This window comes from Paenarthrobacter sp. NPDC057981, from assembly GCF_042886835.1.
In the GTDB taxonomy this organism is placed as follows: domain Bacteria; phylum Actinomycetota; class Actinomycetes; order Actinomycetales; family Micrococcaceae; genus Arthrobacter.
This window is the reverse complement of sequence record NZ_JBHVQI010000014.1, coordinates 85,325-109,307: the sequence shown is the minus strand read 5'-3', so window position 1 is coordinate 109,307 and position 23,983 is coordinate 85,325. Positions and strand designations below refer to the sequence as shown.

21 protein-coding genes are annotated in these 23,983 nt (G+C 63.9%); 10 read left to right on the top strand and 11 right to left on the bottom strand.

Annotated features, from left to right (window positions below; genetic code table 11):
* Positions 1–2: 2 nt before the first annotated feature.
* Positions 3–2,357, bottom strand: coding sequence for a transglycosylase domain-containing protein (locus ACFVSI_RS14070; protein ID WP_387824621.1), 2,355 nt, complete (start codon positions 2,355–2,357; stop codon positions 3–5).
* Here ACFVSI_RS14070 and ACFVSI_RS14065 point away from each other — a divergent pair.
* The 3 genes from ACFVSI_RS14065 to ACFVSI_RS14055 are packed head-to-tail and all read left to right on the top strand — an operon-like array spanning position 2,356 to position 3,979.
* On the top strand, positions 2,356–2,511 hold the full coding sequence (locus tag ACFVSI_RS14065) for a DUF4177 domain-containing protein (protein ID WP_011775990.1): 156 nt from the start codon (positions 2,356–2,358) through the stop codon (positions 2,509–2,511). The two genes, ACFVSI_RS14070 and ACFVSI_RS14065, sit on opposite strands and share 2 nt — an antisense overlap.
* Positions 2,512–2,513: 2 nt before the next feature.
* The gene (locus ACFVSI_RS14060; protein WP_144663380.1) at positions 2,514–3,050 is read left to right on the top strand and encodes a RidA family protein; all 537 of its coding nucleotides are present in this window, start codon (positions 2,514–2,516) and stop codon (positions 3,048–3,050) included.
* A 17-nt stretch (positions 3,051–3,067) separates the two neighbouring features.
* On the top strand, positions 3,068–3,979 hold the full coding sequence (locus ACFVSI_RS14055; protein WP_387824618.1) for an NUDIX hydrolase: 912 nt from the start codon (positions 3,068–3,070) through the stop codon (positions 3,977–3,979).
* Positions 3,980–4,079: 100 nt separating this feature from the next.
* Here ACFVSI_RS14055 and ACFVSI_RS14050 read toward each other — a convergent pair whose 3' ends face one another.
* The gene (locus ACFVSI_RS14050; RefSeq protein WP_011775987.1) at positions 4,080–4,757 is read right to left on the bottom strand and encodes a Crp/Fnr family transcriptional regulator; all 678 of its coding nucleotides are present in this window, start codon (positions 4,755–4,757) and stop codon (positions 4,080–4,082) included.
* A 235-nt stretch (positions 4,758–4,992) separates the two neighbouring features.
* Here ACFVSI_RS14050 and ACFVSI_RS14045 point away from each other — a divergent pair, with 235 nt between their 5' ends.
* Complete coding sequence (locus ACFVSI_RS14045) at positions 4,993–6,177, top strand: MarP family serine protease (protein ID WP_387824615.1); 1,185 nt, start codon at positions 4,993–4,995, stop codon at positions 6,175–6,177.
* 128 nt (positions 6,178–6,305) lie between these two features.
* Positions 6,306–6,770 carry a type II 3-dehydroquinate dehydratase gene (gene aroQ, locus ACFVSI_RS14040; protein WP_387824613.1) on the top strand — a complete coding sequence of 155 codons (465 nt, stop codon included), beginning with the start codon at positions 6,306–6,308 and terminating at the stop codon, positions 6,768–6,770.
* A gap of 88 nt (positions 6,771–6,858) precedes the next feature.
* Here aroQ and ACFVSI_RS14035 read toward each other — a convergent pair whose 3' ends face one another.
* The 4 genes from ACFVSI_RS14035 to ACFVSI_RS14020 all read right to left on the bottom strand — a co-directional run bounded on the left by ACFVSI_RS14035 (position 6,859) and on the right by ACFVSI_RS14020 (position 12,460).
* Positions 6,859–9,030: an alpha-galactosidase gene (locus tag ACFVSI_RS14035; RefSeq protein ID WP_387824610.1), complete on the bottom strand. Its 2,172-nt coding sequence runs from the start codon at positions 9,028–9,030 to the stop codon at positions 6,859–6,861.
* 102 nt (positions 9,031–9,132) lie between these two features.
* Positions 9,133–10,494 carry an ABC transporter substrate-binding protein gene (locus tag ACFVSI_RS14030; protein WP_387824607.1) on the bottom strand — a complete coding sequence of 454 codons (1,362 nt, stop codon included), beginning with the start codon at positions 10,492–10,494 and terminating at the stop codon, positions 9,133–9,135.
* Between the two features lie 73 nt (positions 10,495–10,567).
* Positions 10,568–11,491, bottom strand: a complete 924-nt coding sequence (locus ACFVSI_RS14025; protein WP_387824604.1) for a carbohydrate ABC transporter permease — start codon at positions 11,489–11,491, stop codon at positions 10,568–10,570.
* A gap of 9 nt (positions 11,492–11,500) precedes the next feature.
* Positions 11,501–12,460: a carbohydrate ABC transporter permease gene (locus ACFVSI_RS14020; RefSeq protein WP_387824601.1), complete on the bottom strand. Its 960-nt coding sequence runs from the start codon at positions 12,458–12,460 to the stop codon at positions 11,501–11,503.
* A 214-nt stretch (positions 12,461–12,674) separates the two neighbouring features.
* Here ACFVSI_RS14020 and ACFVSI_RS14015 point away from each other — a divergent pair, with 214 nt between their 5' ends.
* Complete coding sequence (locus ACFVSI_RS14015; RefSeq protein ID WP_387824598.1) at positions 12,675–13,874, top strand: Gfo/Idh/MocA family protein; 1,200 nt, start codon at positions 12,675–12,677, stop codon at positions 13,872–13,874.
* A gap of 14 nt (positions 13,875–13,888) precedes the next feature.
* Positions 13,889–14,908, top strand: coding sequence for a LacI family DNA-binding transcriptional regulator (locus ACFVSI_RS14010; protein ID WP_387824595.1), 1,020 nt, complete (start codon positions 13,889–13,891; stop codon positions 14,906–14,908).
* Positions 14,909–14,983: 75 nt separating this feature from the next.
* Here ACFVSI_RS14010 and ACFVSI_RS14005 read toward each other — a convergent pair whose 3' ends face one another.
* The 4 genes from ACFVSI_RS14005 to acs all read right to left on the bottom strand — a co-directional run bounded on the left by ACFVSI_RS14005 (position 14,984) and on the right by acs (position 20,278).
* Positions 14,984–16,354 (bottom strand): FtsX-like permease family protein, encoded by a 1,371-nt coding sequence (locus ACFVSI_RS14005; RefSeq protein ID WP_387824592.1) that lies wholly within the window; start codon positions 16,352–16,354, stop codon positions 14,984–14,986.
* Positions 16,347–17,114, bottom strand: coding sequence for an ABC transporter ATP-binding protein (locus ACFVSI_RS14000; RefSeq protein ID WP_387824590.1), 768 nt, complete (start codon positions 17,112–17,114; stop codon positions 16,347–16,349). The genes ACFVSI_RS14005 and ACFVSI_RS14000 overlap by 8 nt, the downstream gene beginning before the upstream one ends.
* Before the next feature lie 176 nt (positions 17,115–17,290).
* Complete coding sequence (locus ACFVSI_RS13995; RefSeq protein WP_387824587.1) at positions 17,291–18,085, bottom strand: DeoR/GlpR family DNA-binding transcription regulator; 795 nt, start codon at positions 18,083–18,085, stop codon at positions 17,291–17,293.
* A 147-nt stretch (positions 18,086–18,232) separates the two neighbouring features.
* Positions 18,233–20,278 (bottom strand): acetate--CoA ligase, encoded by a 2,046-nt coding sequence (acs, locus tag ACFVSI_RS13990; RefSeq protein WP_387824669.1) that lies wholly within the window; start codon positions 20,276–20,278, stop codon positions 18,233–18,235.
* Positions 20,279–20,706: 428 nt separating this feature from the next.
* Between acs and ACFVSI_RS13985 the strand changes: the two genes are divergently transcribed.
* The 3 genes from ACFVSI_RS13985 to ACFVSI_RS13975 are packed head-to-tail and all read left to right on the top strand — an operon-like array spanning position 20,707 to position 23,701.
* Positions 20,707–22,221: a hypothetical protein gene (locus tag ACFVSI_RS13985; protein ID WP_387824584.1), complete on the top strand. Its 1,515-nt coding sequence runs from the start codon at positions 20,707–20,709 to the stop codon at positions 22,219–22,221.
* An 11-nt stretch (positions 22,222–22,232) separates the two neighbouring features.
* Complete coding sequence (gene nth / locus ACFVSI_RS13980; RefSeq protein WP_387824581.1) at positions 22,233–23,027, top strand: endonuclease III; 795 nt, start codon at positions 22,233–22,235, stop codon at positions 23,025–23,027.
* On the top strand, positions 23,024–23,701 hold the full coding sequence (locus tag ACFVSI_RS13975; RefSeq protein WP_387824578.1) for an NUDIX hydrolase: 678 nt from the start codon (positions 23,024–23,026) through the stop codon (positions 23,699–23,701). Before nth ends, ACFVSI_RS13975 begins: the two co-directional genes overlap by 4 nt.
* 21 nt (positions 23,702–23,722) lie before the next feature.
* On the opposite strand, the gene ACFVSI_RS13970 is transcribed toward ACFVSI_RS13975, so the two are convergent.
* Complete coding sequence (locus ACFVSI_RS13970) at positions 23,723–23,923, bottom strand: YegP family protein (RefSeq protein WP_387824575.1); 201 nt, start codon at positions 23,921–23,923, stop codon at positions 23,723–23,725.
* Between the last annotated feature and the right edge of the window lie 60 nt (positions 23,924–23,983).

The following is a 23,983-nucleotide window of genomic DNA, read 5'->3' as shown; positions in this document are numbered from 1 at the left end:
CGCTAGTCCTTGCCCGGGGCGTCGCCGCTGTTTCCATTGCCGTTACCGTTGTTGCCGGTTCCGGTGGACGGGGCCGGGTTCGGTGTCTGCTTCGGTGCGGACGGCGTGGTGTTCGACGGCGTGTTGTTGCGTTGCGGTGTCGGCGCGCCGAGCAGGTTGGACGGCGGTTGCTGGAACGGGTTGGTGCCGTATGCCGGGGCGACAGCCAACATGTAGTTGGTGAACTGCGGGCCGGCGATCATGTAACCGTCAACGAAATCGTAGAACTTACCGTTGACCGTGAGATTGCGTCCGTAGCGCGACTGGTTACCCAACGGGTCTCCGAACCAGGACGCTGTGGCGAGACCAGTGGTGTAGCCGACAACCCACGTGGAGCCGTTGGTGTCGTTGGTGCCGGTCTTGGCGGCAACAGGGAAGTTCTTGGAGTTCAAGGCAGGGCGGATCAGCGAGCCTGAACCTTGATCCAGCACCTTGCCCATGGCGTAGGCCACGCCCCGGGCTACCTCAGGTTTCACGGCGTCCTTGCAACTGGACGACTGGGCCGGAAGATCAGCGCCCGATTGGTCCTTTACCGAAGTAATGGCAATCGGTGCACAGTACTTCCCATCTGCTGCGAAGGTTGCAAAAGCCGCGGCCATGGTCAGGGGGGCGGTCTGGGTAGCACCGATCAGGTTAGACAGTCGAGTCATAGGCACCTGTGGGTTTGGATCCGTGACCTTGCCGGTGCCGTCTCGGGTCGGAAGCCCCCCGTGAATGCCGGTGGCGTCTACGATCCCTTGAATGCCACAGAGATCAACCTGTGACGCAGAGGCGAACGTTGCAGTGTTGATCGAGTTCATGAGGCCGTACAGCACCGTCATGTTCCTGTAGTAACCCTCGTCAGAGTTCTGAAGGTCGAAACTGCCAGGCACGTTTCTGTCGTAGAAACCGTCGACTGGCGTCGGACAGGTGTTCTTCCACGGGAAGTTCTGCGGATAGTTTCGTCTGGAAGCATTGATGGTGGTTTCCATCGACTTGCCCTCGTTCAGCCACTGGGCGAACGTGAAGGGCTTCATCGTCGAACCGGGCTGGAAGCCGCCAATGCCGTTGAGGTCGTTGCCGTTGGCGTCGAGTACATCAACGTTGAAGTTCTGTGTCTGATCAAACTTGCCCTCTTGAGGCAGCCAAACGGTGTTCTGGGCCATGCTGACGATCTGGCCCGTGCCCGGCTGGACAGAGACGATCGAGGCACCCCACTTGTCCGGGTTGGCACCTGCCGTGGCGTCGACCTGCTGCTGCGCCACGTTCTGGGCGGTCGGATCAAGGGTGGTCTGAATGGTCAGGCCGCCGCGCATGACGCGCTTTTCGCGGTCTTCCTGCGTGTCACCGTAAGCGGGGTTGTTCAGCAGGAGGTGCAGGACGTAGTCGCAGAAGTACGGAGCCATCGAGGCGTAGGCACAACCCTGGCGGGCCGGGGTCACCTTGGTGGTGACCGGCGTGGCCACGGCTTCATCGTGCTGGGCCTGCGTGATCTTCTTCTGGGCCAACATGGCGTTGAGCACCAAGTCGCGGCGCACCTTTGAGTTGTCCGGGTTGGTGATCGGATCAAAGGCCGACGGGCTGTTCACCAGGCCGGCCAGCAGGGCGGCTTGGGGAAGTGTCAGGTCTTTGGCGGTGGTGCTGAAGAAGAACTTCGATGCCGCTTCAATGCCGTAGGCGTCGCGGTTGAAGAAGACGATGTTGAGGTAGCCCTCAAGGATCTGCTCCTTGGAGAACTTCTTCTCCAGGGCGATCGCGAGCTTCATTTCGCGGAGCTTGTCGCCCACGCCCTTGTTCACACCGTTGAGCAGGACGTCGTCGCCCTTGCCGGAAGCCACCAATGACTCGTTGATGACGTTGTTCACGTACTGCTGGGTGATGGTGGACGCACCCTGCTTGTTGCCTCGGGCGGTGCTCACCAGTGCTCGCATGATGCCGGTGGTGTCGATGCCGCCGTGCTCATAAAAACGGCTGTCCTCAATGGAGATGACAGCGTCCTTGATAAACGGGCTCATCGCGTCCAGCGGAACCTTGGTCCGGTTCTCCGCGTAGATCGAGGCGATCGGCGTACCGTCCTTCGCCAGGATCGTGGTGTTCTGGCTGGGCGGATCCACCTGGAGCTCCGCTGGCAGAGTGTCAAAGAACTGGATGGAACCACTTGCGGCACTGCCCGAGACGGCTGCGGCCGGGACAAGAAGTCCAGCCACCAGGACGCCACAGATCGCACTCACGCCAAGGAAACCTAGAATCTTTCCGAGGGTGGTGGCAGTGTCGAATATGGGGTTCTTGCGAGTCACCATGTTTTCCAGTTTACCGGCACGGGCTAGGCTTTCTGTCATGACCAAATGGGAGTACGCCACGATTCCGCTTATTATTCACGCCACCAAGCAGATCCTGGACCAGTGGGGCGAAGACGGCTGGGAGCTTGTCCAGGTTGTCGGCGGCCCCGATGGCAAAGGCCTTGTCGCATACCTGAAGAGGGAGAAGCAGTAACCATGACCACCCCCGCAGAAACCACCTCTCCCGCGGAATCCGGCGCCCCGACGTCGGCCGTCGAGCAGCGTCTGGCCGAGCTCGGACTGACCCTTCCCGAGGTCGCTGCCCCCGTGGCTGCCTACGTGCCCGCCGTCGTCTCCGGCAACTACGTTTACACCTCCGGACAGCTGCCCTTTATTAACGGCAAACTCGAAGCTACGGGCAAGGTCTCGTTGGGCGAGTTGGGCGCGTCGGATGAAGCAACTGTCGATCCCGAGGAAGCCAAGCGCTACGCAGCCGTGTGCGCGATCAACGCCCTGGCCGCCGTCAAGAGTGTCATCGGCGACCTCGACCGCGTCACCCGCATCGTCAAGGTGGTCGGCTTCGTTGCCTCCGAGCCCACCTTCACCGGCCAGCCCGGCGTCATCAACGGTGCTTCCGAACTTCTGGGACAGGTATTCGGCGACGCCGGCATTCACGCCCGTTCCGCCGTCGGCGTTTCTGTCCTGCCCCTCGACTCTCCCGTAGAGGTCGAGCTCATCGCTGAATTCAGCTAAGGAACCGGTTCACCGAAGTGCCGCAGCTTGCCCGTCGCCTTTTTGTACTGCCCCCGGAACTCGAAGGGGCAGCACAGAACTGGCTTGAGCTCGGCGAGCGGACCCCCAGGGCCGCCCGCTATGCCTCATCTGTTGTCCTCTTGCGCGATTCGCCCTCCGGTTTGGAAACCTGGCTTGGCTACAGGCCCGGTTCCTCGCCGTTGGGCGTCGTTGCGTTCCCCGGCGGGTCCTTGGACCCGTCCGATGACGACCCCGTAGCTTGGGTGGGTCCCTCGCCCCAGCAGTGGGCCGAGCAGATGGGAACGGACGACGTAGGACTCGCCCGCCGTCACGTGGTGGGCGCCATCCGTGAGCTCTTCGAAGAGACCGGCGTCCTGCTGGCTGGTCCGGATGCCTCCTCCACGGTGGAGGCCAACTCCACCGTGGAGTGGATGCGTGCCCGCGAAGCCGTGGCCGCCCAGGAGAAGTCCTTCACGGAGGTGCTCACAAAGCGGGGGCTTTCCCTGCGAACCGATCTGCTGAAACCGCTGGTCAACTGGCTCAGCCCGGACTTCGCCCACACGCGTTTCAACACCCGGTACTTCGCCGCCACGGTTCCGGTGAACCAGCAGCCCAGCATCCTTGGCAGCAAGGGTGTCTGGGGCCGGTGGGTGTCGGCGTCCGAGGCCATCGCCCTGCGCGATACTCCTGCCCTGGGCGATGAGATCGGCCAGCCAAACACCGTGGGCCTGACCTTGGGCCAGCTTTTGGTGCCGGGCTCGGAGATCATGCTCGAGAAGATGGCCCACGCCAATGGCTGCATCGCGTACCTGAGCTACAAACGCAAGGCCCACGTTTATCAGCCCAAGCTGGTGGACGAAGGCGGGCAGCTCATGCTCGAAGTCGAAGCCGCACGCACCGTCGCCGGCGAGCCCCAGCGCGAACGCTGACCCTCGCTCACATCCCACCCGCTTGAGTCGATCGCTCGCTCACCAAAACAACAAAAAGCCGCCCCGGCGTCGAACCGGGGCGGCTTTTTTGTGAAGCTTTTTAGCGCGAACGCTGGCGGAGTCGCTGCATGTCCAGGATGACGACGGCGCGGGCTTCCAAGCGCAGCCAGCCGCGCTGAACGAACTCGGCCAGTGCCTTGTTGACGGTTTCGCGGGAAGCGCCCACCAGTTGGGCCAGTTCTTCCTGGGTGAGCTCGTGGGCCACCAGGACGCCGTCGGTGGCCGGACGACCGAAGCGGTCAGCGAGGTCCAGGAGCGCCTTGGCAACGCGGCCCGGCACGTCGGAGAAGACGAGGTCGGACAAGGAATCGTTGGTCCGGCGCAGGCGGCGGGCCAGTGCCTGCAGCAGCTGGGCGGAAACCTCGGGACGCGTGCGGAGCAGGGCGTTGAGGCTCTCGTTCTTCAGGCCTGCAAGGCGCGTTTCGGAAACGGCGGTGGCCGTGGCGGTACGCGGGCTGGGGTCGAACAACGCCATCTCGCCGAAGAGTTCGCCCGGGCCGAGGATGGCCAGCAGGGACTCGCGGCCGTCGGGGGAGGTACGGCCGAGCTTCACCTTGCCGGAAACGATGAAGTAGAGCTGGTCACCCTGGTCGCCTTCGCGGAACACGGAAGCTCCACGTGAAAGGTCCACCTCGGTGAGTTCGTCCGTCAGCAGGCGGAATGCGTCGTCGTCAAGGGTGGCGAAGAGGGGTGCGCGGCGCAATACCTCGATGTCCATGAAATCTCCTGAATATAAGTTTCGGTCGTGGCGCTCCAGCCATTGTTTCAGAATTTTTGAGCTTCTGTGACGTACTTGGCACGTGAAACGCTGAAATGGCGCGGGTTGGCGGCGTCCGAGGCCCAAAGGACCGCCTTAAAACAACCTTTGACCGTGACCCCATGGTGATGTGACTAACGGTTGGCTGTCAGGGTCCACAACTACAATTGGCGCTACCCGGCTATGAGGAGCATTGGTGTTTGGCTTGACGATATTGGATTTGGCATTGATTTTGATGCTCCTGTCCTACTTGATCTATGGCCTGCGCAACGGCTTCATGGTCACCTTGGGCGGTATTGCCGGATTCATCGTCGGTGCCATCGCTGCATTCGTGGCCGTCCCGCTCGTCAGCAACTGGGTGACCGACAGCGGCTGGAGGCTGGCCGCCACGGTGGGGGCCGCCGTCGTACTCATCGCTTTGGGGCATGGGCTTGGGACCATGATCGGGCGCAAAGTCCGCCACGCCGTGCGGATCAAGCCGTTGCATGCGGCGGACCGCCTGATCGGTGGCGTGGTGAGCGTGGTGGTGGCCGCGCTGGTGATGTCCATGCTGGCGTTCAGCATCAGTTCCCTTGGTGTGCCGTTTGTGTCGCAGCAGTTGGCCGAGTCCCGGGTGATCCGTTACATCGACAACATAACGCCGACGCCGGTCAAGAGCACCATGGCGCAGCTGCGGTCCACGGTGATCGGCGACGGCATTCCAAAGCTGATTGAGGGCATCGGGCCGGGCACGGCAGTCCCTGTTCCCAATGAGTCCACCGACACTCCGGCTTTGAACAAGGCTGCTGAATCCGTGCTGAAGATCGCCGGAACGGCCTTCGAGTGCGGCCAGAACCAGACCGGTTCCGGATTCGTGGTTTCGCCCGGGCGCGTCGTCACCAACGCGCACGTCGTGGCGGGCGTGTCGCAGCCCGTTGTGGAAATTCCCGACGGCGGTGCGTTGCCGGGGCGCGTCGTCTACTTCGACCCCCAGCGGGACATCGCGGTATTGGCCGTGGACGGCCTGAAGTCCAACCCGCTGCCGCTGAGCCCGGACCTGCCGGGTGGAAGCCCCGCAGCGTTTGCCGGCTACCCGCATGGCGGTCCCTTCCAGTCGAAGCCCGCCACAGTGCAAGGGATTTCGCCCATTCTGGTTCCGGATATTTATGGCAACAATCCCTCGCCGGAGCTGGTGTACAAGCTGGCCGGGGATGTCCAGCCCGGAAACTCGGGCGGACCCCTGCTGACGATGGACGGCCAGGTAGCCGGCCTGATCTTCGCCAAGACCACCACGGATGCGGCCTTGGGCTTCGCCTTGACCATGGCCGACGTTGAACCTGTGGCGGCGCAGGCGCCGGGCCTCAGCGAGCAGGTCTCCGCTGGGCAGTGCACACGCAAATAACCAACGCTCTCTCACATCACCCGGGCATTTGGGTGGCCCTCTCTCACATAGTGACTGTTTTAGGGCACGCTCTCTCACCTAATGGGCCTAATTCCCGGACGCTCTCTCGCGGCGATAGATTGGGAGCCATGACTGAAGCCACCCCCGCCACCGAAGCCGGTCGCGGCACCATCCTTGTGATCAACGGACCCAACCTCAACCTTCTGGGCACACGCGAGCCCGAGAAGTACGGAACCTCCACGCTGGCCGACGTCGAGCACCTCGCCATGACTTCAGCCACCGCGCATGGCTTCACGGTGGAGTGTGTGCAGTCCAACCACGAAGGTGACCTGGTGGACGCCATCCATGCAGCCCGCGGCACCGCCGTCGGCATCGTCATCAACGCGGGTGCTTACACGCACACGTCCGTGGCGCTTCGGGATGCCATCGCGGCCGTGCAGTTGCCCGCCGTCGAGGTCCACATCACCAACGTTCACCAGCGCGAAGAGTTCAGGCACCACTCGTACCTCTCGGGGGTGTGCAACGCGATCATCGTTGGCGCAGGCGTGCTCGGGTACAAGCTGGCGATCGATTACTTGGCTGATACGGTCTAGCGCGCTGGTGCCGGTGAGCGAGGGTTCCCGGGAAGCCCGTGGGTTGTGAGCGAGGGTTCCCGGGAAGCCTTGGGGATGTGATGGAGCGTTACAGGGCGGTGAGCCGCAGCACGATGGCGTGCTCCGGGTTCAGCACGGGCATCGGGAGCCCGACTTCGCCCAGGAAACGCCCGCTGGCTTCCGCCCCTGACACCAACCAAGGAGCTGGCTTGGCCTCGGTAAACGTGTGGCCGTAGTCGGCATCCGCCGGGGTCGGAAAGAGAAGCTCCGCCCGGTAGGAACGCAGCGGATCGAGCCCCGGAAGTGCCACCCGGCCCAGGAGTTCGTTGAAGCCCGTCCGGGTCTTGACCACGGCGAACAGTGCCGCTGTGGCACCTGCTGGAGTGCCGCCGTCGTGCTCTGAAGCAACCACGCCATGTACCATCAGCGACTCGTCCGGGACATCCGCACGGACCATTCGTCCGCTGTGGATGAGGCCCCGATGTTCCTTGTACAACGCGATGAAGCGCTTGAGTTCCTCGCGCTCGGCGCCCGCAACGGACCGGACGTCCCACTCCATGCCGAAGTGCCCGAACAAGGCCGTGATGGCACGGAACGAAAGGTCGTGCGTGCGGCCGGTGGTGTGGGAGGTGGTGGGGCCGACGTGCCCGCCGACCAGTTCGGGCGGAACCACGACGCCGGTCCAGCGCTGGATGGTCTGCCGCTCCAGGGCATCGTTGCAGTCCGAAGCCCAGATCCGGTCTGTCCGTTCCAGGATCCCCAAGTCCACGCGGGCGCCGCCGGAGGAGCAGCTCTCAATCTCCACACCCGGGTGAGCCGCCCGCAAGGCGTCGAAGAGCCGGTAGGCGGCCAACGTTTGCTCGTGCACTGACGCCCTGCCGGCATGACCGTGTTCCAGGAGGTCCCGGTTCTGGTCCCACTTGAGGTAGCTGATGTTGTTCTCCCTCAGCAGGGCATCGATGCGGTCAAAGATGTACTGCCACGCTTCCGGGTTCACGAGGTCAACCACGTGCTGCTGCCGCCACTCCAAGGGGAGCCGCCCGCCGTCCTTGTGGGACACGGCAGCAGGGCCAACGATCCACTCCGGATGCTCCCGGGCAACGTCCGAATCCAAGTTGACCATTTCCGGCTCCACCCACAGTCCGAACTCCATGCCGCGGGAGGTCACGGCGTCGATCAAGGGAGTGAGACCCGAAGGCCAGAGAGTCTCGTCGACGTACCAATCGCCCAACCCGGCGTGGTCGTCGCGGCGCCCGCGGAACCACCCGTCGTCGAGCACGAAACGCTCAACGCCAAGGTCGGCAGCCGACTCCGCCAGCTCGATCAAGGTGTCCAAATTGTGGTCGAAGTACACCGCTTCCCAGGTGTTGAGGACTACTGGACGGGGTGTGGCCACATGGTGGGGACGTGACCGGAACCAGCTGTAGAACGCCTCGCTGATGCCGTCCAGCCCACGGTCCGAGTACGCGGCGAACAGTGCCGGAGTGGTGTAGCTGTCACCTGGTTGCAGCACCACTTCAGCCGGGCCCAGGAGCTCCGAACCGCCCACGATGGTGCGGCCATCGGCCACGCTGTCCGCGAACTGCTCATGGTTGCCGCTCCATGCCAGATGCGTGGCCCACACCTTGCCATGGCGGTTTCCAAAACCGGCCGTCCCGGCGGCCAGCAGCACTGACGAATCATGCCCTGTGCGGCCATGGCGGCCGCTGCGCACCCACGTACCTTGCTGGATTGCCCGTCGCTGCGGGCGCCGCTCACGGCACCAGCGCCCGGTCAGGTCCAAAAGCTCGACGGCGTCCGGCGCCACCGGAAGCATGGTGGCCAGCTCATCCACCTGGAAAGGCGAAGAGCCGTCGTTGGTCACTGTGTGCCGCAGTTCCAGAAGCCCGCCCGGATGCAAGGTGACGTTGCTGGTCACCGTGATACCGGCGTCGGGATCCGACTGAAGCACGACGGCGGTACTGCCGTCCGTCGTCGCACTCACCACGCGCAGGCGCACCGAGAAGTCGAAGCCGGGTACGCCGTCTGCGATGCGGTGACCACGCAGCCCAGGCCGGCCCTGCCACGACGACGAGGCCTGGGGGAGGAGCCCGGCAGGAACGTTGGCGTCGATCGAGGACGGCGGGATGGGCTCGTTGAGGATGGCGAGGTCGGGCAGGGAATCGCCCAGGTCTGCTCCCCAGTGGGTTATCTCAGCCTCTCCTCGGTGGGTGCTGATCACCAGGCTGGTACCTGCGGAACGGAGATGGAGCGGTTGCATGTATGAGTCGCTTTCAGGATCGGGAGTTTGGTGTTGTGAGGCCTGCTCTGCGTGCTTTGCGGGGTAAATGGGGCGCAGAGCAGGCCTCGCAACGGGAGGGTTCTACTTGAAGAGTGCGTTGACTTGCTCGTTGGCGGCTGTCAGCGAACTGGCAGGGGACTTACCCGAGACAACCGCGTCCATGGCCGGCTTCATGATTCCGGAAACCTTGGCGGCGTTGTCCGTGATCGGGAGCATGAAGGTGGTCTTGTCCTTCACATGCTGGGTGAAGGCGCTGACGTCCACGTTCTTGGCTTTGAAGGCATCTGCGGCCTTCTCGGAGGAGGTGGTGATGGCCGGGAATACGACGGCCTTTGAAGCTACGACGTCCTGGCAGGCGGCGGAACCAAGGTATTCCACCCACTTGATGGCTGCGTCCTTCTTCTTGGTGCCGGCCCACACGGAATCGGCCAGACCGTTGAACATGGACGCACGTTTGCCTTCGGGGCCCTTCGGCGTGGGAGCGATGCCGACGTCTATGCCCTTGTAGCCGGTGTACTGGCCGATCATCCAGGAGCCGTTGCTGTTGATGGCGGCCTTGCCTGCACCGAAGTTGTCGGCGGCGTTGGCACCGACGGTGGTTTCAAGTTTGGGCATGTAGCCCTTCTCGGTGAGCGAGGCCCACCAGTCGATGGTGTCCTGAAGCTTCTTGTCGTCGTAGTTGAAGTGGGTACCCCAAGGGTTCTTGTCCGTGGTGGTCCAGCCAGTGGTGGCGGACAGGTAGCTCCACTGCGTCTGGCCGGCGTTCTCCGCGTCGGATCCCGGCAGACCCAATCCGTAGACGGCAACATTGTTCTTGTCGAAGCCCGCTTCGTCGCCGCGCTTGCCGTTCTTATCGATGGTGAGGCGGGCGATCACCTTTTCGTACGTCCCGCCGTCCTGCGCGTTCCAGGTCAGCGAGCCCATCTGTTCGGAGGTGATGCCGGCGTCGGCAGCCATCTTCTGGTTGTAGAAGAGTGCGATCGTGTCCCAGTCCTTGGGAAGGCCGTAGCGCTTGCCGTCCTGGCCCACCCAGAGGTCTGCGAGGCCTTCGTTGTACTGGGAGAGGTCTACGTTGTCCTTCGAAACGGCGTCATCGAGGGCCACCAGCTGTTTGGTCTTGAGGAAGTCCGGATACTTGGACAGGTGGTCCGTGAAGACATCCGGCGCAGTGCCGGAGGCCATGCCGTTGGTGAGCTTGGACCAGTAGTCGTCCCAGCCGGTCTGGGTGATCTTGACGGTGATGTCCGGGTTGGCCTTGCTGAAGTCAGTGGCGCACTGCTGGTATGCGGGGAGCTGGTTGGCGTCCCAGAGCCAGTAGTTGATCTCGCCCTTGGCCGAGTCTCCGCCGGAGCTGCCTCCGGAGGCTCCACCCGAGCAGGCGGACAATGCGAGGACGGCGGCTGCTGCGACGGCGACGGCGCCGATTGCCTTCTTGTTCATCATGGTTGGTCCTTTCAGGACGGGATGGGGTGCGTACCGGCGCATGCCGGTTTCCGCGTGAGGGAGGTGGAGAGAGCTATTTGGTGCCGTTGAAGCCGATGGAGTTGACGATTCGTTTGCCGAAGATGGCGAAGAGGATCAGCACGGGCGTGGCGGACACGAGTGTTGCGGCCATGAGCCCGGACCAGTCGGGAGCACCTTGCGGGGACTGGGATTTGAAGACCCCCAGTCCCACGGTGAGCACCCGGGATTCTTCGGAGGTGCCTACCAACAGGGGCCAGAAGTATTCGTTCCACTGACCCATGAACGTCAGCAGCGCCAGGGTCGCGATCGGGGCTGCGGCGTTGGGCATGATGATCTGGAAGAAGATCCGCCAGTGTTTGGCGCCGTCGAGCATTGCGGCCTCTTCAACTTCCCGGGACATGTTCAAGAAGAACTGGCGCATGAAGAAGATGGCGAACGGGGTCATGAACAGGTATGGCAGCACAAGTCCGAGCATGGAATTGAGCAGGCCCAGGTTCTTGATGAGCAGGAAGTTGGGCAGGGCGGTGAAGATCGGCGGGACAAGCATGGTGGCAAGGAACAGGGAGAAGACTGCGTCGCGCCCCTTCCACCGCAGTCGGGAGAAAGCGTAGGCGGCCATTGAGCTGAAGAACACGGCGCAGGCTGTGGTGATGCCTGCGAAAAGCAACGAGTTCCAGAGGTACTGCCAGAAATTGATCGACGCGCCCGAGCCGCCTTCTGCGATGGCTTCGGAGGAACTCTGGAGGCCGAAGACCCGCTTGAACGCCCCCAGGTTGAAGTCGGCCGGCAGCAGGTTGGCGGAGTTCGCGGCGAGGGATCCGTTGGTGGACAGGGCTGTGCGCAGCACCCAGTAGAAGGGCAGGATGCTCACGGCGATGGCCAAGGCAAGGAGGGTCAGGGCGATGGCGCGGCGCCAGTTGAAGGGACGGCTGAGTGGGCGACGGCCGACGTTGGTGCGTGAGGTAAAAGTGGTCATGGCGTGTCCTTAGTCCAGGTCCGACTGGTTGCCGCGGAGGAACTTCATCTGGATGAAAGCGACGATGGCAAGGATGAGGAAGAGGATGACAGCCAAGGCAGATCCGTAGCCGAAGTCCTGTTCGTTGAAGGCGCGCTGGTAGATGTAGAACTGCAGCACGCGGGTCGCATTGACAGGACCACCGGCCGTGGTGACCGCAACGGTGTCAAACACCTGGAAGGAGCCGATGACGGTCACGACGAGGACCAGTACAAGAACCGGTCGCAGCAGTGGCAGGGTGATCCGCCAGAAAGTGGTCATGGCTTTGGAACCGTCGATGCTGGCGGCCTCATAGACACTGCTCGGGATGGCCTGGAGCCCGGCGAAGATCAGGAGCGCCGTGTAGCCCATGTGCCGCCACGTGTTGATGAGCGCTTGCGTGGGGATGGCCCATTGCTCGCTGCCGAAGAACGCTACCCGGGGCAGCCCGGTCCATTCGATGATCTGGTTGATGATGCCGATCTGGTAATCAAGCATCCAGAACCACAGCAGAGCCGCGATGACGTTCGCCATCAGGTAGGGCATCAGGAGCGCGCCGCGAATGAGTGTGGATCTGGCAACCCGGTGCATCAGGATTGCAAGGCCCAGGGCCAAGGCCGTCTGCAGGACGATGTTGATCACCACGTATTCCCCCGTGACGCCCAGGGCGTTCCAGAACAGCGGATCCTTGGCTATGCGTTCGTAGTTCTTTGCGCCTATCCATTCCGGATCGCCCAGGATGCTGTACTCGGTGAAGCTGAGGTAGATACCCCGGATGGTGGGGACAAGGTAGAAGAGGATCAATCCGACCATCGCCGGGGCGATGAAGAAGAGCGCGACTTTCAAGTCTCCGATGCCGCGGAACCCGTCGGATGGTTTTCCCCGCTTGTGCGACTTCCGCGGCGCCCTGGGGGCAAGTCCAGGATCCGGTTGCTTGGTTAGCGTGGTCATCGTCGACCCTTTCTTGGGAGTGATGCGGGTAACAGCTGGAGGCGAATCTACACGAGTAGATTTTGCCTTGGCAAGACTTGCCGCAAATTTTTGATGATAAATGTTCGGAATTGTTGCTTTTGTTGACTCGTGTAGATCGCGGGTGCGACACTCGACCGTACACAGGACACGACGGACAAACGGCTGCTCTGCGCGGCCGCAGGAAAGGCAAACAATGACGTTTTCGATTGGTGTTGTTGGCGTGGGGCAGTTCGGCAGCCAGTTCGCCCATCTCTTCAAGCTCCACCCCGGTGTCAGCGCGGTCTACGCGGTGGACGAACTCCCTGATCGAGCCGCGGCAGCGCAGCAGCGCTGGGGTCTGGACGGCACCATGGCCTCGTTCGAGGAGCTGCTGGAGTCCGACGTCGATGCTGTCGCCATCTTTACGCAACGGTGGACACACGGCCCCCTGGTCGAGCGGGCCCTAAGGGCCGGAAAGCATGTGTACTCGGCGGTGCCGATGGCAATTTCCGAAGAGGAGATCGAACGGATCATCGAGGCCGTCCGAGAAACCAAGTTGGTCTACGCGATGGGGGAGACCAGCTACTACAACCCCGCCACAGTCTTCGCCCGGCAGCAGCACGTCGAAGGGAAGTTCGGCCGGATCTTCTACACCGAGGGCGACTACGTCCACGACATGGACCTCGGCTTCTACGAGGCCTACCAATACAGCGGCGGGGAACGCTGGAAGGAAACCGCGAGCTACCCGCCCATGCTGTACCCCACCCACGCCATCGGCGGCGTGCTCGGTGCTGTGCCAGGCCACGCCGTCAGCGTGAGCTGCATCGGAGTTAAGGACCAGCGGGGCGATGGCGTCTTCGACAAGGACGTCAGCATGTTCGCCAACGACTTCTCCAATGCCACCGCACTGTTCGAAATGAACGACGGCGGTGCGATGCGCACCAACGAGATGCGCCGCGTGGGATATCCGTCCCACATCCGCGAATCCCGCTTCCGCTTCTTCGGAACGGACGCCAGCTTTGAACAGCTCGCCACCACTACTGTCTGGCAGGACAAGTCCTCGGTGCAGGACGTGTCCGAGAAGGTGGAAACCAGGCCCACCATGTCCGCCGACGATCCCTCGCTGGCGGACGTGGCGCCCGAGCTCCGGGACGCCTTCATCTCAGGACTGGCTCCAGTGCACGATCAGTCCCGGCTCCCCGAGGAATTCCTCGGAGCGCCCAACGGGCACGAGGGCAGCCACCAATTCCTTGTGGACGACTTTGTGACTGCCGTGAACAACCGCAGCCTTCCCCCGGTCAACGCTTGGGTAGCCGCCCGGTTCACCCTTCCCGGCATCGTGGCCCACGAGTCTGCCCTCCGAGGCGGCGAACGGCTTCCGATCCGCGACTTCGGTGATGCCCCTGTGGAGTAGCTAGCATTTACCCCATGACAACAGCAGCAGTACAAACCCCGCGCGGACCGGTTACACGCAAAGACGTGGCCCGGTACGCCGGGGTGAGTACCGCCGTCGTAAGTTATGTGGTCAATGGTGGGCCAAAGAATGTTGCGCCGGCAACGGAAGCGAAAGTCCGCGAAGCCATCCGCATCCTTGGCTACCGGCCCAATGCCGCTGCACGCGCGCTGAAGCTGGGTTCCAGCGAGACCATCGGAGTGGTGGTGCCGGACAATACCAACCCGTTCTTCACCCAGCTTGCCCACGCGGTTGAAGATGCTGCTGCGGAACTTGGCTTCGGGATGGTGCTGACCAACTCGGACGGAAGCCTGACGCGGGAGCGCAAGAACATCCGTACCCTTGCCGCCCGGCAGGTCGATGGGGTGTTCCTGGCAAGCTGTGTGTTCGATCCCGATGTCACGGAACTGGAAGCCTCGGAGATCCCGGCCGTCCTGTTGAACAACGCCGGCTCCCCGCAGGGTTTCAGCAGTGTGGGCGTTGACCTGGAAGCGGGTGCGCGCGCTGCCGTGGAGCACTTGATCGGCCATGGCCACACCAACATAGGCCTGGCCATTGGAACTAACACGGGCAACCAGTTGGACGGCCGCGAGGTGGGATGGCTTGCCGCGCTCCGTGAAGCCGGATTGGCCGAAGGCCCCATGCTGCATGGCCCGTTCAGCCGTCCCGGGGGCTATGAGGTCGGCAAGCGTTTCCTCGCCATGGCCAACCGGCCCACCGCTGTCTTCGCCAGCAATGACATGCAGGCCATCGGCATCCTCAGGGCGCTCCACGAGGCGGGCGTGCGCGTTCCCGATGAGCTGGCTCTGGTTTCCTTCGACGGCTCCCTGGACTCCGAATACAGCTGGCCGGCGCTCACCACCGTCGCGCAGCCCGTCAAAGCGATGGCCCAGGCAGCCGTTCGGGCCTTGGTAGGCAAGGGGCGCGGCGAAGAGCTGCAACACCAGGTCCTGCCCACGGAGTTGATCATCCGGCAATCCTGCGGCTGCGCCTAGGGTGCCTCCGACGTGGCACTTAATGACAATGTTTGGGCCCAACATTGTCATCAAATGCCAACTCGGCGGGGCTTGCTACGAGTCCACGCTCGCGTAGCGCTCCGGACGGGCCAGCACCTGGGCGATCTGAGCTGTCCCGGCGGCAACAGCAAGCCGAACCAGAAGGAACCCGGCCGCGAACACTCCCGCGATGGTCAGCAGCACCACGGGCTGGGTCAGCAGCACCGCACCCGTCAACGGCAGGACCAAGACGGCGGCAGCGGCCGCGGATATCCCCGCCACCAGGAACAGCGGAGACATCACGGCCTTGACCCGCGCGGCCACCATGAGTTTCCGCGGCATCCCCACCCGGTCGAGGGCCACCAGCGTTGACGCCCGATCCAGTACTGCGGCGGCCTGGTTCACGCCGGCCGAACACGCCACCATCAAAAACGAACCCAGCAGCGTAATCATCACTCCGGTATTGATGTCCCGAACGAGCAATGCAGCTTCGGTGTCGCCGGCGGTGCCCATGGCGTCCGCTATGGCCATGCCCACGCCCACGAAGACTCCCACAAAACTGGTCATCGCGACGCCCCCAACTTGCCGCCACGATTCTTTGGGACTCTCCAGTACAGTGCGTGCCGCGAGTAACTGCTCCGGCTTTTTCGCCCGCTTGAGCTGCGAGGATGCCCGCAGGCGCAGGACCCACGGGCCCATGAGGTTCAGCGCCAACAACGCCAGGCCAAAGCAGCCACCCATGACGGCGATGATCACGATGAAGGCCCCAAAGCTGCTGAGCATTCCCATCGCCACCACTCCGATCACCACAACAACAGCCGCGATGAGTCCGCGAACCCAGTGCGCGCCGTCGGCCGTTTGCCGGGTCCTGACGCCCAAGGGCGTCACCACAACTTTCCGCAGCCCAAGCGCGGCGCTCGCTGCCGCAAGGATGCAGACGGCCAGGATGCAGCCCAGGATGGACGGGATGGACAGCCATGCGTGGCTGCCGATCGCCTGCCCACGGAACTGGATCAAGCCCAGGAAGGGGGCCGCGCACGCGTACAGTCCGGCGCCGGCCAGCGCTCCCACTCCGGCGAGGACCGTCGATTCGATCACAGTCATCCAGACGACGGTCGCGCTGTTGGCACCCAACAGGCGCAGGGACGCCAGTCGGTCGTCACGACGGCGGGCGGCCAGCCGGGCGGCCGAGGCGCCGAGCGTCAACAGCGGGATGATGAGCAGGACCATTGCGACGACGGCCAGCGCCTGGTAAGTGCCTGCGATGTCGTCGGTCCAGGACCAGAAAACCTGCGAGCCGCCCGCGACAGTGAGCAGCAGCGCGGTCACTGTGCCGAAGGCAAGGATGGGCAGGCCGGCATCACGGAGTCCTGTTTCCCGGAAACTGTTCCCGCTGCTGCGCGCAAGGTAGGGGGTGAGCCGGAGAGCCATGGTGAGGCTAGACATTGAAGGCACCCTTGAAGCTGGTGGTTGCGGGAGCAGGGCTGGCAGCGGCAGGCGCGATTCCGGCGCTGTCCACTAATCCCGCGTTGTCGGCCACAATCCTGCCGTCCCGGAGTTCCACGACGCGTTGGCAACGTGCGGCTACGTTGGGATCGTGGGTGACAACCAGCAGGGTTCGCCCGTTGGCAGCCACCGAGTGTAGAAGCACATCGAGAACTTCGGTTGACGTGGCTGAATCCAGGGCGCCGGTCGGCTCATCGGCAAACACGACCCTGGCGCCGGTTACTTGTGCGCGGGCGATGGCCACACGCTGGACCTGGCCACCGGACAGTTCACCCAGCCTGCGCTGTTCCATGCCGGCCAGGCCCAGCGCAGCGAGCCACTCCGCGGCTCGGGACTCGGATGTGGCGCGGTCGGTGCCGTTCAACATGAGCGCCAGGGCCACGTTTTCCACGGCAGTGAGCTCGGGCAGGAGCATGCCCTGCTGGAAGACGAAGCCGAACTCCTCGCGGCGCAGACGGGACAACGCTGCGTCCCCCAGAGTGTCCAGGCGCAGCGGTGCCGAAGGAGTGCTCAAGGTGATCGTGCCGGCGTCGGGCCTTAGTATCCCGGCGAGGCAGTGCAGAAGGGTCGTCTTGCCGGAACCCGAAGGGCCGATGATCGCGATGGATTCACCGGCGTTCGCGGTGAAGTCGACGTGGTCCAGCGCGATGCTGCCGGGGTAATGCTTGGTGAGTTGTTGAGCGTGGAGGATGGCGTTCATATATCCAGCATCCCCAACCGCCCTATCCGGCCGCGTCAGTCCACTGGTTGAACTCCGCGGCCCGGCCTCCACCCGCGGTATGAGAACCAACTGGGGGACAGATAACGCTCCAATGGACCGTCATTGGAGCGTTATCTGTCCCCTAGTTGGGTGCGGTGGCTGGTTGGGCAGGACAGCTAGTTGGGTGCGGTGGCGATCCTGAGCCTGGCCACGTTCTCCTCCAGCACCCGGCGCGCGTCATCGCCGAGCAAGGAATCCGTGATGAGCTCGTCAGCCTCTTCCAGCGCAGCGATCGAGGCAATGCCCACCACACCCCACTTGCTGTGATCGGCAAGGACCAAGGTGCTGCGTGCAGAGGACATGAAGGCGCGGTCTGTCTCGGCTTCGAGCAGGTTTGGGGTGGTGAATCCGGCCTGCGCGTCCATGCCATGCACCCCCAGGAAGAGGACATCGAGGTGCAGTTGTTTGAGCGAAGCCGTGGCGATCGGCCCCACCAAGGCATCGGAGGGGGTGCGCTCGCCGCCAATCAGGATGACGGTGGAACCGAACCGCCCCGGACCGGAGGACGCGCCGTGGTGGAACAGGTCCGCGATCCGCACCGAGTTGGTCACCACGGTGATCCGGGGACCGTTGACGAGTTCCTTGGCCAACGCCCAGGTGGTGGTTCCTGCGCCCAAGCCAATGGCCATGCCCTCCTGCACCATGGACGCAGCTTCCACCGCGATCGCATGTTTTTCCGCCGTGAGCTGGGTGGATTTCAGCTCGAATCCGGGTTCATGCGTGCTGGCGTCACCGGGCAGCTTGGCTCCTCCGTGGATGCGTTCCACCCTGCCGGTTTCCTCCAGGGCCTCGATGTCGCGCCGCACGGTCATGGGGGAGACGCCCAGCAAGTGGGCGAGGTCGGAGACCCGTACCACGCGCTCGCGCTGGACGGCTTCGATGATGGCGGAGTGGCGTGCTGCCTGAAGCATCAGGGCCTTTCTGGGAACCTCGTCAAACATGGGGCTGGGTCTGGCACCAGTCTAGGACGCGGCCACTGGTTAAACGCGTATAACGCACGACGACGCCGCCCACCCCGGGAGGCGAGCGGCGCCGTCGTGCGTTTGGACCCGGTGACGCTACTTGCGCAGCGACTCCGCGATCTGGGTCATGATGCCGGGGTCTGCCAAGGTGGTGGCGTCGCCGGTATCGCGGCCTTCTGCGATGTCCTTGAGCAGGCGTCGGACGATCTTGCCCGAACGCGTCTTGGGCAGTTCCGGAACCACGAGTAGCTGCTTCGGCTTGGCGATCGGGCCGATTTCCTTGCCCACATGATTGCGCAGTTCCAGTACGGTTTCGTCACCGTTGTTCACGGCGTCGCCGCGGAGGATGACGAACGCGACGACGGCCTGGCCGGTGGTCTCGTCGGCGGCACCGACCACCGCCGCTTCGGCGACGGACGGGTGGCTGACCAGGGCGGATTCGATCTCGGTGGTCGAGAGGCGGTGGCCGGAGACGTTCATGACGTCATCCACGCGGCCCAGGAGCCACACGTCGCCGTCTTCATCCTTCTTGGCGCCGTCGCCTGCGAAGTACATGGCCTCGAACCGGGACCAGTAGGTGTCCTTGAAGCGCTCCGGGTCGCCCCAGATGCCACGGAGCATGGACGGCCACGGCTCGCGGACCACCAGGTAGCCGCCTTCGCCGTTGGCCACCGAAGCGCCGTTCTCGTCCACGACGTCCACGGCGATCCCGGGAAGCGGGACCTGGGCGGAGCCGGGCTTGGTGGCGGTGACGCCGGGCAGCGGTGCGATCATCTGGGCGCCGGTTTCGGTCTGCCACCACGTGTCCACGATCGGCGCGGGGTGTTCCTTCTTCTCACCGTTCTTGCCGGCGTTTCCGCCGATGACGTCCCGGTACCACATCCAGGCCTCGGGGTTGATGGATTCGCCCACGGAGCCCAGTACGCGGATGGAGGAGAGGTCGTACTTGTCCGGGACGTCCCGGCCCCACTTCATGAACGTGCGGATGGCGGTGGGAGCCGTGTAGAGGATGGAGACCTTGTACTTCTCAACGATTTCCCACCAACGGCCTTGGTGCGGAGAGTCGGGAGTGCCTTCGTACATGACCTGGGTAGCGCCGTTGATGAGCGGCGCGTAGGTGACGTAGGAGTGGCCGGTGACCCATCCGACGTCGGCGGTGCACCAGTACACGTCCGTTTCCGGGTGGAGGTCGAACACGGACTTGTGTGTGTAGGCGCCCTGGGTGAGGTAACCGCCGGTGGTGTGCAGGATACCCTTCGGCTTTCCGGTGGTGCCCGAGGTGTAGAGGATGAACAGCGGGTGCTCGGAGTCATGTCCGACGGCGGTGTGCTCGGTTCCAGCGACGCCCACGGTGTCGTCCCACCACAGGTCGCGGCCCTCGACCCAGTTGACGTCCTCGCCGTTGCGCTTGACCACGACGACGTTCTGGACGGTGTGGCCTTCCTTGCTGAGGGCTTCGTCCACGGCCGGCTTCAGCGGGGACGGCTTGCCGCGGCGGTAGGTGCCATCGGCGGTGACCACGAGCTTGGCTTCGGCGTCCTCGACGCGGGAGCGCAGAGCGTCGGCCGAGAAACCACCAAAGACTACTGAGTGCACTGCGCCGATCCGGGCGCAGGCAAGGAGAGTGATAACGGCCTCGGGAATCATGGGCAGGTACACGGCCACGCGGTCGCCCTTGGCCACGCCCAGGGCTTCGAAGGCATTGGCAGCCTTCTTGACCTCTTCGGTCAGCTCCGCGTAGGTGTAGCTGCGGGTGTCGCCGGGTTCACCCTCAAAGTAGATGGCAACGCGGTCGCCCAGGCCGTTTTCGACGTGGCGGTCCAGGGCGTTGTAGGCGGCGTTGATTTCTCCGCCCACAAACCACTTGGCGAAGGGCGGGTTGGACCAATCCAGGGTTTCGGTGAAGTCCTTGCTCCACGTCAGCAGCTCACGGGCCTGCTTCGCCCAGAACGCGGGACGGTCGGCTTCAGCCTCTTTGTAGGCGTCCGCTGTTGCCACGGCGTTCGCGGCGAACTCGGCCGAAGGCGCAAACTTGCGGTTCTCATGAAGGAGGTTTTCAAGGGCCTCTACGTGGGGGGCCTGACCGTTCTGAGCCGATGTAGCTGCAGCGGTGGCCGTGGATCCGGTGGTGTCCTGGGACATGGTGAACCTCATCATTCATCGATCTTTGCTGCGCGGAGCCCGCCGTTAGGTCCGCAGAGTACTGTCCGCCTTCCACACTATCGCCTCGAGACGTCCTACGTGTGCGTGGTCACAAACGCGGCAGCGAGCGGCATATTTTTAGCGCCGAATGGCACCTTGGGTGGCTGGGAAACGCTTACATGACGTACGACGCCGGTCCGCGCCCAGCGCTCTCAGCGGCCGAAACCGGGGCCGCTTTCTGTAAGCAACCTTGGAGTTCGCTGTGGGCGATGCCGTATGACCGTTTTCAGCTAGAAGGCTGTCAGGGGGGTGGCATAGGCTGAAGAGGTCTTGGGACGCACCCTCAGGCGTGTCCGGCGATCCTGCGGAATCCCGCAGAAATCGCTGGACCGGACTGCCCAAGGCGCCGCCGTACAAAGGAGAAATACATGAACCAGCTGAGCCCAGGGCCGCACGACTCACAGCCGACGGGACCGGACACCACGGCTGGAACGCCCACTGGATCAAGTGGCACTGCAGCTGCCAGCCCTTCTGTGAGCCCTGCTGCCAGCCCTGCGCAGAGAACGCCTGCCGCATCAGGAAAACGCGATGCGACAACCAGTGGCGCCACTAAGTTCGATGCCGTAGCCGGCCCCTTCACCATCCGGGACCTCACCGTCTTTGGCTCCACGCTCCTGATGTTTGTCGCGTCCCTTTTGCCCATGTTCGGCTCCCGCTACAACCTCTGGAACCTCGGCAACCTGTTCTTCCTGCTGCTGGGCATCATCCTGCCGCTGGTAGTGGTGGCGCTCTTCGTCGCCCGCCGCTTACAGCCGGGAACCATCGTCCGCGTGGGTTCGCTGTCCGTTGACCAGTTCGCCTCCGTCACGGCCTCCTTTGCTTTCCCTTTGTTCTTCCTGACCATCGCCAATTCGTTTAATGGCAGCGTCCTTTTGGGCTTGGTTGGTTCGGTGGGCCTGCTTGCCGCGACCGTCCTTGCCCCGCACCTTCCCTTCCTCTCTGCCGATTTCAAGGGACGTGCTGAGACTCCGGCCCATGTGGTTGCCCGCGAAGCAGCTGTGCCCAGCCGCAAGCCTGCTGCTCCCAAAGCGCCGAAGGCACCTAAAGCGCCCAAGCCGAACACGTCGACCTCCACGCCAGGTGCCACCTTCGGTGCTTCCGGCGGTGGATCCTTCAACGCCAGCGCCTCGGGTGCGGGCGCGGGCTTCCCCGGAGCCTCTGCTGCTTACCCGGCCGCCGGCACTGCAGCCGGTGCAACCGCAGCCGCCCCTTCCCCAGCTGCCCCGGGCGCAACCGCAGCCAGCGCAACCGCCCCCGGCGCAGCTGCTGCCAGTGCCACCAGCGCGGCCGCACCCAGCCCCTTCGCCCCGCCGGCCAGCTACGGAAGCGAGCCGTCGCAGGCAACGGAAACTCCCGCCGTCGTGCATTCTGCAGACAGCAAGCTCCCCGGGGAGCCAGCCGGTCAGGAATCCGTCGCAGGGAGCTCGGGTGCGGGTGCCTCGGCTGCGGTACCGGCAGCTGAGCGGGAGGGTTCCGCCAAGGATGCGCAGCCCGCTGAAGCTCCTGCAGCAGCACCGTCCACTGCTTCCGAGCCCGCCACCACGCAGCATGCCCAGCAGCCCGCTGCCCAGCAGCCGTGGGCGGCTACCATGGCTACCCCGATCGTTTCCGGAGACACACGCAGGGTCAGCGACACCATCGGTGCCACGGTGGATCCCGCGAGCCGCCCCGAGGAGTCCGACGCGCCGCAGTATGAGGCGTTCTGGTTTGCCGTCGCCCAGCCGCGCACTGCTTACGACGAACGCACGGGTGCCCCGTCCTTCACCATCGAACCCGGTGGCTGGGTGCTCGCACTCGAAGACCGGGGCCATGAGTTCCTGGTCCAGGACACCGACGGCAAGCTGGGGGTTCTTCGGGAGCTCAGCAACATCGAACGCGGCTAGGACGGGACGAAGTGGCCATCGCCGAAGCTGGTTCGCTGCTCGCACTCAAGCGCCGGGCACGCAAGATCAACAGGGTTCTCGCGGAAAAGTATCCGTACGCGCATGCGGAGCTGGACTTCAGGAATCCCTTCGAACTGGTGGTGGCCACGGTCCTGTCCGCCCAAACCACGGACGTGATGGTCAACCAGGTCACCAAGATCCTGTTTGCCCGCTACCCCAATGCCCGGGCCATGGCCGAGGCCGACCCCGCTGAGCTGGAGGTGATTCTTCAGCCCACCGGCTTTTTCAGGGCCAAGGCCCGGAACGTCCTGGCGCTCAGCACGCGGCTGGTGGATGAATACGACGGCGAGGTCCCCGGCAGGCTCGAGGACCTGGTGACGCTTCCCGGCGTCGGACGCAAAACAGCGAATGTTGTGCTGGGTAACGCCTTCGGAGTTCCCGGCATCACCGTGGACACGCATTTCGGCCGCCTGGCCCGAAGGTTCGGCTGGACCACTTCGGACGACCCCGTGAAGATCGAGTTCGATGTGGCAGAACTGTTTGAACCGCGGGACTGGACGATGTTGTCGCACCGGGTGGTGTTCCACGGGCGCCGGGTGTGCCATTCCCGGAAGCCGGCCTGTGGCGCATGCCCGGTGGCCAGCCTGTGCCCGAGCTACGGGGAAGGCGAAACGGATCCCGTCAAAGCCGCCAAGCTCCTGAAATACGAGCTCGCCCCGGGCAACGAGGAACTGTTGGAAAAACTGCTGGCCGAAACACACCGTGCCGCTGAAATCCGGATGGAATCGCAAAGGAGGCCCGGGTGACCGCGCTGGAGGAACTGACCGCCTTGGTGACAAGGTTCCAGACCGGTCAGCAGGAGCACTCCGCCCTCTGGGACATGCTCCCCGTCACGGCCGAGACCAACCGGGCAGCTGCGGTCCTCATGCTCTTTGGCGTTCTGGATGACGTTCCCGCAGAGTCAGGCCGCCCTATCGCTCCCGCCGACCTTGACGTCCTGCTTCTGGAGCGCGCCCACACCTTGGACGACCACCCGGGGCAAGTGGCCTTTCCGGGCGGCAGCGTGGACCCCGAGGACGAGTCAGTCGTGGCGGCCGCACTGCGTGAAGCGGTGGAAGAAACAGGGCTGGATGCCAATGGTGTGCGCGTCCTGGGCGTCATCCCCGAGCTTGGGCTCATCCGCAGCAACTTCCGCGTGACGCCAGTGTTGGCATGGTGGGATGCGCCGTCGCCGGTCCGAGTAGTGGACTACGCCGAATCCGCGCAGGTTTTCCGGGTCCCGGTCCGCGACCTTTTGGACCCGGTCAACCGGGTCACGGCCACGATTTCCCGCTTTGGGCGCACCTTTACCAGCCCGGGGTTCACCATCAACGGTGTCGTGGTGTGGGGCTTTACAGGGATGGTCCTCAGCGGTCTTTTCGACGAACTGGGCTGGACCGTTCCGTGGGACCGGGCCAAACTCCACGACATCAACCTCTGACGACGCCGCCAGTGAGACCTTTTACGCGGCCTTTCGTTCCGGCGTCGAACGATCCACGATGAGTCCCGTTGCCGCGTTTTCCCGCACGGCCTCGATGCCGGCCACAACCCCGTCGAGGTGTGGGAATGTTGGCGACTCCGCCACTACAGTCCCATCGGCGGCCGTGAGGCGGAACCGGTAGCCCTGACCGCTGTCAGAGAGAATTTCAAACCTGCCTGCCATGCTTCCCCCTTGTGATGCTTCCTTGCATGCCCTGTGGACTCCTAAGGCCACTTACCTAGT

Excerpts from the sequence above, each read along its gene's own strand:
- ACFVSI_RS14005 (WP_387824592.1), bottom strand. The coding sequence starts at position 16,354 with ATGTCTAGCCTCACCATGGCTCTCCGGCTCACCCCCTACCTTGCGCGC.
- ACFVSI_RS14050 (WP_011775987.1), bottom strand. The coding sequence starts at position 4,757 with ATGGACATCGAGGTATTGCGCCGCGCACCCCTCTTCGCCACCCTTGAC.
- ACFVSI_RS13985 (WP_387824584.1), top strand. The coding sequence starts at position 20,707 with ATGAACCAGCTGAGCCCAGGGCCGCACGACTCACAGCCGACGGGACCG.
- aroQ (WP_387824613.1), top strand. The coding sequence starts at position 6,306 with ATGACTGAAGCCACCCCCGCCACCGAAGCCGGTCGCGGCACCATCCTT.
- acs (WP_387824669.1), bottom strand. The coding sequence starts at position 20,278 with ATGTCCCAGGACACCACCGGATCCACGGCCACCGCTGCAGCTACATCG.
- ACFVSI_RS14020 (WP_387824601.1), bottom strand. The coding sequence starts at position 12,460 with ATGACCACGCTAACCAAGCAACCGGATCCTGGACTTGCCCCCAGGGCG.
- ACFVSI_RS14070 (WP_387824621.1), bottom strand. The coding sequence starts at position 2,357 with ATGACAGAAAGCCTAGCCCGTGCCGGTAAACTGGAAAACATGGTGACT.
- ACFVSI_RS14035 (WP_387824610.1), bottom strand. The coding sequence starts at position 9,030 with ATGCAACCGCTCCATCTCCGTTCCGCAGGTACCAGCCTGGTGATCAGC.
- ACFVSI_RS14065 (WP_011775990.1), top strand. The coding sequence starts at position 2,356 with ATGACCAAATGGGAGTACGCCACGATTCCGCTTATTATTCACGCCACC.
- ACFVSI_RS14060 (WP_144663380.1), top strand. The coding sequence starts at position 2,514 with ATGACCACCCCCGCAGAAACCACCTCTCCCGCGGAATCCGGCGCCCCG.
- ACFVSI_RS13970 (WP_387824575.1), bottom strand. The coding sequence starts at position 23,923 with ATGGCAGGCAGGTTTGAAATTCTCTCTGACAGCGGTCAGGGCTACCGG.
- ACFVSI_RS13995 (WP_387824587.1), bottom strand. The coding sequence starts at position 18,085 with ATGCTTCAGGCAGCACGCCACTCCGCCATCATCGAAGCCGTCCAGCGC.
- ACFVSI_RS14010 (WP_387824595.1), top strand. The coding sequence starts at position 13,889 with ATGACAACAGCAGCAGTACAAACCCCGCGCGGACCGGTTACACGCAAA.
- ACFVSI_RS14000 (WP_387824590.1), bottom strand. The coding sequence starts at position 17,114 with ATGAACGCCATCCTCCACGCTCAACAACTCACCAAGCATTACCCCGGC.
- ACFVSI_RS14015 (WP_387824598.1), top strand. The coding sequence starts at position 12,675 with ATGACGTTTTCGATTGGTGTTGTTGGCGTGGGGCAGTTCGGCAGCCAG.
- ACFVSI_RS14025 (WP_387824604.1), bottom strand. The coding sequence starts at position 11,491 with ATGACCACTTTTACCTCACGCACCAACGTCGGCCGTCGCCCACTCAGC.
- ACFVSI_RS14030 (WP_387824607.1), bottom strand. The coding sequence starts at position 10,494 with ATGATGAACAAGAAGGCAATCGGCGCCGTCGCCGTCGCAGCAGCCGCC.